The organism is Cellulomonas sp. P4_B5_2 (assembly GCF_056402235.1).
The window spans coordinates 1-6,496 of sequence record NZ_JBFUHU010000215.1; the positions used below are offsets into that span (position 1 = coordinate 1).

Genomic DNA, 6,496 nt, shown 5'->3' on the forward strand with positions numbered 1-6,496 from the left:
CAGGACCGGCGGCTGGCGGAGCTGGTGGAGCGGGGCGTCACCGACGACGAGCTCAGCCGGCTGCGCGCGCCGATCGGGCTGGATGTCGGTGCGTCGACGCCGGGCGAGACCGCGGTGTCGGTGCTCGCGGAGGTGCTGGCGTCGCGCGCGGGAGCCACGGGCCTTCCGCTGACCGACCTGGCCGGCCCGATCCACCGCCCCCGAGCACCGCACTCCTGACCGGAACGTCCGCGGATTCGGTCGTCCGGACGCGCGGACGTGCGGACGGACAGGGTCCTCCACCGCGAGGGTCAGTGCTGCAGGAGGCGCCAGAGGCGGTCGGCGGACATGGGGAGCTCGTGCGGGCGGATGCCCAGGGCGTCGTGGATGGCGTTGGCGAGGGCGGGGGCGACCGGGTTGTACGGGGCCTCGCTCATGGACTTGGCGCCCAGGGGTCCGAGGTCGTCGCTGGTCTGCGCGAAGAGGACCTCGGTGCGGGGCAGGTCGACCATCTGCGGCACGTGGTAGCTGCGGAACGAGGCGGTGGTCACGCGGCCCTCGGTGTCGAGCCGCATCTCCTCGTACAGCGCCGTGCCGATCGCCTGGCCGGTGCCGCCCTCGACCTGACCGCGCAGCTGCTCGGGGTGCAGGACCGTGCCGGCGTCGACCGCCTGAACCGAGCGCAGGATGGTCACCTCGCCCGTCGACGGGTCGACGGCGACCCGGAAGCCGTGCACGTTGAACGCGACCGACCGGGGCGTGCCGTCGTGGCTGCCCTGGCCCGTGAGCCCGGGGACGGCCCGCGCGATCTCGGTCAGCGACACGCCGCTCGCCGAGTCCGGGGCGAGGTCCTTCGAGTCCCAGGTGCGGGGCTCGTCGCTGGGGTGGTCGCGCAGCGCGGCCGCCGCGGACAGGATCTTGGCGCGCAGCTGCAGCGCCGCGCGGTGCAGGGCGAGCCCGGCGACGACGACGCCGGCGGACCCGAAGGCGCCGGTGTCGTACCCGGCCACGTCGGTGTCGGACTGTGCGATGACGATGCGGTCGACGGTGGTGCCGAGCGCCTGCGCGACCAGCTGGCCGTGCACGGTCGTGGTGCCGTTGCCGAACTCGGTGGTGCCGATGCTCGCCTGGTACCGGCCGTCGTCGAGCAGCCGGACCGTCGCCTCGGCGTAGTGCCCGCGCGGCGCGATGGTCGCGATCATGGCGACGGCCATCCCCGAGCCGACGAGCGTGCCGGGCGGCGCGGGAAGGTCCGCCGACCGGTCGGCCAGCGCCGCCTGCACCAGGTCGAGGCACTGGTCCATGCCGTACGAGTGCATGTCCAGGTCGCCCTTCTCCTCGGCGTCGACCACCAGCAGGCGGTCCCCGGGGACGACGACGTTGCGGCGCCGCAGCTCGAACGCGTCGATGCCGACGGACCGCGCGAGATCGTCCATGGCCGACTCGATCGCGAAGATGATCTGTCCCAGGCCGTACCCGCGGAACGCTCCTGACGGCACTGTGTGGGTGTAGACGGACTCGGCGTCGACCCGCTTGTTCGCGCACCGGTACACGGCCATCGACTCGGAGACGCCGTGGAACATCACGCCCGGTCCGTGGTTGCCGTACGCGCCGGTGTTGTTCAGCACGTCGATGCGCATGGCGGTCAGCACGCCGTCGGCATCCGCACCGAGCTCCACCTCGACGCGGACCGGGTGCCGGGTGGGCACGATGGTGAACTCGTCGGCGCGGCTCATCTCGTACTGGACCGCGCGGCCGGTGCGCAGGACCGCGAGCGTGACGACGTCCTCCGTGAGCAGCTCCTGCTTGCCGCCGAACCCGCCGCCGACGCGACCCGTGAGCACCCGGACGCGCGCGGGATCGAGGTCGAAGATGTGCGCGATCTCGTCGCGGACCAGGTACGGCACCTGCGTGCTGGTGCGCAGGACGAGCCGGCCGTCCTCGTCGAGCCAGCCGCGGGTCGCGTGCGTCTCCATGGCCGTGTGCGACACGCGGCTGGTGCGGAAGGTGCCGCTCACGCGGTGCGCCGACGACGCCAGCGCGGCGCTCACGGACCCCATCTCGGCGTGCAGCTGCGCGACGACGTTGCGTCCCGGCTCGGAGATCCGCGACTCGGGCCCCTTGTCGCCGTGGACCAGGGGCGCGCCCGGCTCCCGCGCGGCCGCCGGGTCGACGACCGCGGGGAGGACCTCGTACTCGACCTCGATCAGGGCCAGCGCCCGCGATGCCTCCCGCAGGGACTCGGCCACCACGACGGCCACCCGCTGGCCGTGGAACCGGAGCACGGGGTCGAGCACGCGGGTGTCGTCGGGGTCGTCGAGGCGGGACTCGTGCCGGGCGGTCGAGAAGAGCGTCGCGGGGGAGTCCTCGTGGGTCAGCACGGCGAGGACGCCGGGCGCGCGCAGGGCGGCGGAGGCGTCGATGGACACGATCCGGGCGTGCGCGTGCGGGCTGCCCAGCACGGCGAGGTGCGCCAGGTCGGTGGCCGGCACGTCGAGGGTGAACGGTTCGCGGCCGGTGACGATCCGGTGCGCCGCGGGGGAGCGCACCGAGCGGCCGGCGTCCTGACCGGCCAGCGGGTCCACGGTGTTGCACCGGCGGGCCACGGCGTCGCAGATCGAGCGGTAGCCGGTGCAGCGGCAGAGGTTGCCCTTGAGCAGCCGCGCGGTCTCCTCGTCGTCCGTCCTGAGGTCCAGCCCGGCGACCGTCGTGACCAGGCCGGCCGTGCAGAACCCGCACTGGAACGCGGCGGCGTCCACGAACGCCTGGCCGACCGATGGATCCAGCCCGGACACCGTGGTCACGGCGCGACCCTCCGCCCGGTACGCGGGGACCAGGCAGGAGTGGGTGGGCCTGCCGTCCAGCAGGACCGTGCAGGCGCCGCAGTCGCCCGAGTCGCAGCCCTTCTTCACCTCGACGTGCCCCTGCTCGCGCAGCAGGGTCCGCAGCACCTGACCGGGGGCCGGCTCCGCCTCGACGGGTGCGCCGTTCACCTCGAACCTCATGCGAGCTCCTCCCGGATCTGCTCGGCCAGCCGGAGCGTCATCGCCCGACGCCAGTCCGGGGCGCCGTGCGGGTCGTCGTACCAGTCGTCGACCTGCTCGATCGCGGCGCGGAGCTCGTCGGCCCCCGGCAGACCCGGGAACGCGAGCCGGTGGGGATGCGTCACGCCCGCGGTGAGCGTCACGACGAGGCCCCCGTCGGGCTCGCGGCGCCCGACGACGATCGCCCCGGAGCGCCCGTGCCTGGTCAGCGCGACGCGGCGGAACGCGGTCGGCTGCGCGAGGACCTCCGCGGGGACCGTCACCGCGCGGAGCACCTCACCGGGTCCCAGCGTCGTGGTCCGCACCCCCGTGACGAACGACGCGACGGGCTCCCGACGCTCCCCGCCGTCCGGCGTCCACACCACCGCTGTGGCGTCGAGCGCCACGGTGAGCGACGTCATCGCGCCCGCCGGGAGCGCCACGCAGAGGTTCCCGCCGACCGTGGCCCAGTCCCAGATCTTCTCCGACGCCACCAGCGACCGGGCGCACCGCGCGACCAGGTGCTGCGAGCGCCATCCCGGCACCGGGGGCAGGTCCACGAGAGTCCGGATGGTGCAGGTGGCAGCGAGCACGAGCCCGGAGGAGGACACCTCGACGGCCGGCCAGCCGAGGGTCGTGAGGTCGACCAGCTCCTCGAGGTGCGGCTGCAGCTCGGAGAACAGCCACGTGCCGCCGGCCAGGGGCGCGCTGCGGGGGCCGAGCGCGAGCTCGGTCCGGTCGTGCGCCGCTCGGATGCGGTCCAGCGAGGTCAGGTCCATGGTCTGCCGAGTGAACCGTATACAGGTGTCCGGCGTGTGACGTAGCCCTTAGCGTCGGACGCATGCACCTGCGCCAACCGACCGTGGACTGCGCCGACCCCCGCGAGCTCGCCGAGTTCTACCGACGCCTCCTGCGCTGGGAGTGGGCGCCGGGACACGAGGAGCCGGACCCCGAGGGTGACGAGTACCTCCTGATCGTCGACCCCGCGCGGCCGGTCCGGATCGGGTTCCAGCGCTCGGACGCCACCGTCCCGGCGTGGCGTGCTGGCGCGATCGTGCACCTGGACCTCGAGGTCACCGACCTCGCCGTCGGCCACGAGGAGGCGGTGCGGCTCGGCGCGCGGCCGCTCACCGGCACGCCCGAGGAGGAGGGGCACCCGGAGGACCCGTTCCGCGTCTACGCGGACCCCTCCGGGCACCCTTTCTGCCTGTGCCTGGACCGCTGAGCCGCTACACCGCGGGCTGGAACGGCTGCAGCTCCTCGCGTCCGTCCTCGATGACGAGGCAGCTGCTCTCCGGCACCTCGTGCCACGCGCCCTTGAGGTCACCCAGCGGCTCGGAGACGACGATCCGGGTCGTGTCCGCGAGGCGGTGCAGCACCGGGTTCTCCGGGTACTGCTGCCGCAGCACCGCGACGTCGGTGTTCCGGAAGAGAGAACGGCTCTGGCCCTCCGTGGAGTACCGGAACGCCCAGACCCGGGTCCCGTCGCTGGTGGCGACCGTCATCTGCACCGGGAACGCGATGCCGTGCGTCCGGCCGACCTCCTCGACCAGCCCGACCGCACGGGCGACCGCGGTGGGCGGGTCGTCCTCGAGGCCGAACGTGAGCGCGAGGTAGAAGAGGACCTCGGAGTCGGTCGACCCCTCGACGAGGGGGAACAGCTCGGGGTCGATGGCCAGCACGAGGTCGCGCTTCATGGCGGAGAACCCGGCGAGCAGCCCGTTGTGCATCCAGAGCCACTTCCCGTGCCGGAAGGGGTGGCAGTTGGTCTGCTGCACGGCGGTCCCGCTGGTCGCGCGGATGTGTGCGAGCACCACCCCGGCGCGGACGTGCTCGGCCAGCTCGCGCAGGTTCCGGTCGCTCCACGCCGGCTCGATGCTGCGGAACACCCCCGGCGTGGGCGCGTGCTCGTCGTACCAGCCGACGCCGAACCCGTCGCCGTTGGTGGCCTCCGCGCCGAGCCGGCTGTGCAGGCTCTGCACCACGAGCGAGTTGGTCGGCTTGTAGATCAGGTCGTCCAGGAGCACGGGCGACCCGGTGTAGGCGAGCCAGCGACACATCTCGGCCTCCTTGCCCGTGCGGCTGTCCACCAAGCACACCACCTGCGGTCCCGGATGTCTGCACCCGGGACCGCAGCTGGTGTCAGTACGACTCGGTGGACCGGGCGCAGGTGACGCGCGGGTTCCAGTCCTGGAACATGCCGAGCGGGTTGGACCGGAACAGCCACGCGTGCAGCTCGTAGAACGCGGGCAGCCCGTAGCGGTTGCCCGCGGGGACCAGCTCGAACGTCCGGCCGAACAGCCGCGGCGGGGAGGTGTGCGTGGCGTCCCAGTCGGCCTGGAGGACCACGTACTCGGCGGCCACCAGACGCAACCCGCCGCGACGGTTCGGCTCGTACACGAGGGCCTCGGGCGTGGTCGCCCGGACGGTCCCGTCGCCGACGAGGTCGCCGTCGACGAGGTGGACCCCCATCCCACCCACGCCCGGGTTGTCGATGCACTGGATGCCGGCGGCGTCGCTGAGCACGCCGTACCCGGCGGCCTTCGCGACGTCGACCCGGTGGAACGGGCCGATCGCGTGCCGGGCGTGCGCGAGCGTCGGGTGCCCGGGATCGTGGCCGTGGTCCCCGCCGAACCCGAAGCCGGACCCGACGAGCGCGACCGCGGCGAGCGCAGCCATCACGGGAGTGACCATGGTGACCACCCTCAGACGTAGAAGTAGGGGTCGAGGACCCGGACCTGCGTGATCCGGTCGACCGGGAGCGAGTTGCGCACGGCGACCGCGCGGATCGCCTCGGGGTTCGGCCCGTCGTAGACGCAGAAGGACTTGGCCCTGTCGTCGCTGACGTAGGAGTGGACCCAGGTGACCCCGTCCTCGGCGTTGGTGTCGACCACGGTCAGGCAGGTCGCCGCCCCGCCAGGGTCGGTGGGGATGTGCAGGCCGGTCGGGAAGGTGCGTTCGACGATGTAGCGCGGCATCTCAGTGCCCTCTCATTCGGGGTGGTTGATGCCGTCGACGCTACGAATGCCGCCCGGACGCGGGCATCGGCAGGACTGCCCACGTTGCGCGGGCACGCTGCCTAGGTCGTGAGGCCGAGCCGGCGCGCCTCGGCGCTCGCCTGGGTGCGGGTCTGCACGGACAGCTTGCGCAGGATGGACCCCAGGTGGTGGTCGACCGTGCGGCGGGAGACGAACAGGCGCTCGCCGATCTCCGCGTTGCGCAGGCCGTCGCCGACCAGCGTCAGCACCTCGAGCTCGCGGTCGGTGAGGAGCGCCGGGTTGGCCCGCGTCGTGGCGCGGTGTCCGCGGGGGATGCCCCGCACGCCGCGGTCCCGCAGCCGCTGGGCCACGATCGCGGCCGCGGGCCGGGCTCCCAGGCCCTGCAGCAGGTCGACGGCGCGGCGCAGCGGGTCGACCTCGTCGGCGTCGGCCAGCGCCAGGGCCTCCTCGTAGGGGCACCCGCGCTCCGCCCACGCCTGGGCGTCCGACCCGACG

8 protein-coding genes are annotated in these 6,496 nt (G+C 73.5%); 2 read left to right on the forward strand and 6 right to left on the reverse strand.

Features of this window, described 5'->3' with window-relative positions:
- On the forward strand, positions 1-219 hold a 219-nt coding region (locus AC1DUQ_RS15150), incomplete at its 5' end, for an XdhC family protein (RefSeq protein WP_477074071.1).
- A gap of 71 nt (positions 220-290) precedes the next feature.
- Here AC1DUQ_RS15150 and AC1DUQ_RS15155 read toward each other — a convergent pair.
- A complete protein-coding gene (locus tag AC1DUQ_RS15155; protein WP_477060689.1) occupies positions 291-2,984 on the reverse strand; it encodes a molybdopterin-dependent oxidoreductase in 2,694 nt (897 codons plus the stop codon).
- Positions 2,981-3,781: an FAD binding domain-containing protein gene (locus tag AC1DUQ_RS15160; RefSeq protein ID WP_477060690.1), complete on the reverse strand. Its 801-nt coding sequence runs from the start codon at positions 3,779-3,781 to the stop codon at positions 2,981-2,983. The genes AC1DUQ_RS15155 and AC1DUQ_RS15160 overlap by 4 nt, the downstream gene beginning before the upstream one ends.
- Before the next feature lie 62 nt (positions 3,782-3,843).
- Here AC1DUQ_RS15160 and AC1DUQ_RS15165 point away from each other — a divergent pair, with 62 nt between their 5' ends.
- A complete protein-coding gene (locus AC1DUQ_RS15165; RefSeq protein WP_477060691.1) occupies positions 3,844-4,227 on the forward strand; it encodes a VOC family protein in 384 nt (127 codons plus the stop codon).
- A gap of 4 nt (positions 4,228-4,231) precedes the next feature.
- Here the strand turns inward: AC1DUQ_RS15165 and AC1DUQ_RS15170 are convergent, their stop codons facing one another.
- From AC1DUQ_RS15170 to AC1DUQ_RS15185, 4 genes are all read right to left on the reverse strand, one after another.
- On the reverse strand, positions 4,232-5,062 hold the full coding sequence (locus tag AC1DUQ_RS15170) for a class II glutamine amidotransferase (RefSeq protein ID WP_477060828.1): 831 nt from the start codon (positions 5,060-5,062) through the stop codon (positions 4,232-4,234).
- An 82-nt stretch (positions 5,063-5,144) separates the two neighbouring features.
- Entirely contained in the window at positions 5,145-5,696 is a 552-nt protein-coding gene (locus AC1DUQ_RS15175) for a hypothetical protein (RefSeq protein ID WP_477060692.1), read from the reverse strand.
- Between the two features lie 11 nt (positions 5,697-5,707).
- The gene (locus tag AC1DUQ_RS15180) at positions 5,708-5,980 is read right to left on the reverse strand and encodes a DUF4242 domain-containing protein (protein ID WP_477060693.1); all 273 of its coding nucleotides are present in this window, start codon (positions 5,978-5,980) and stop codon (positions 5,708-5,710) included.
- A gap of 101 nt (positions 5,981-6,081) precedes the next feature.
- Positions 6,082-6,496: helix-turn-helix domain-containing protein (locus tag AC1DUQ_RS15185; protein ID WP_477074072.1), on the reverse strand; the 415-nt coding region annotated here is incomplete at its 5' end.

Coding starts and splice junctions, on each gene's coding strand:
- AC1DUQ_RS15175 (WP_477060692.1), bottom strand. CDS start 5,696: ATGGTCACTCCCGTGATGGCTGCGCTCGCCGCGGTCGCGCTCGTCGGG.
- AC1DUQ_RS15170 (WP_477060828.1), bottom strand. CDS start 5,062: ATGTGTCGCTGGCTCGCCTACACCGGGTCGCCCGTGCTCCTGGACGAC.
- AC1DUQ_RS15160 (WP_477060690.1), bottom strand. CDS start 3,781: ATGGACCTGACCTCGCTGGACCGCATCCGAGCGGCGCACGACCGGACC.
- AC1DUQ_RS15155 (WP_477060689.1), bottom strand. CDS start 2,984: ATGAGGTTCGAGGTGAACGGCGCACCCGTCGAGGCGGAGCCGGCCCCC.
- AC1DUQ_RS15165 (WP_477060691.1), top strand. CDS start 3,844: ATGCACCTGCGCCAACCGACCGTGGACTGCGCCGACCCCCGCGAGCTC.
- AC1DUQ_RS15180 (WP_477060693.1), bottom strand. CDS start 5,980: ATGCCGCGCTACATCGTCGAACGCACCTTCCCGACCGGCCTGCACATC.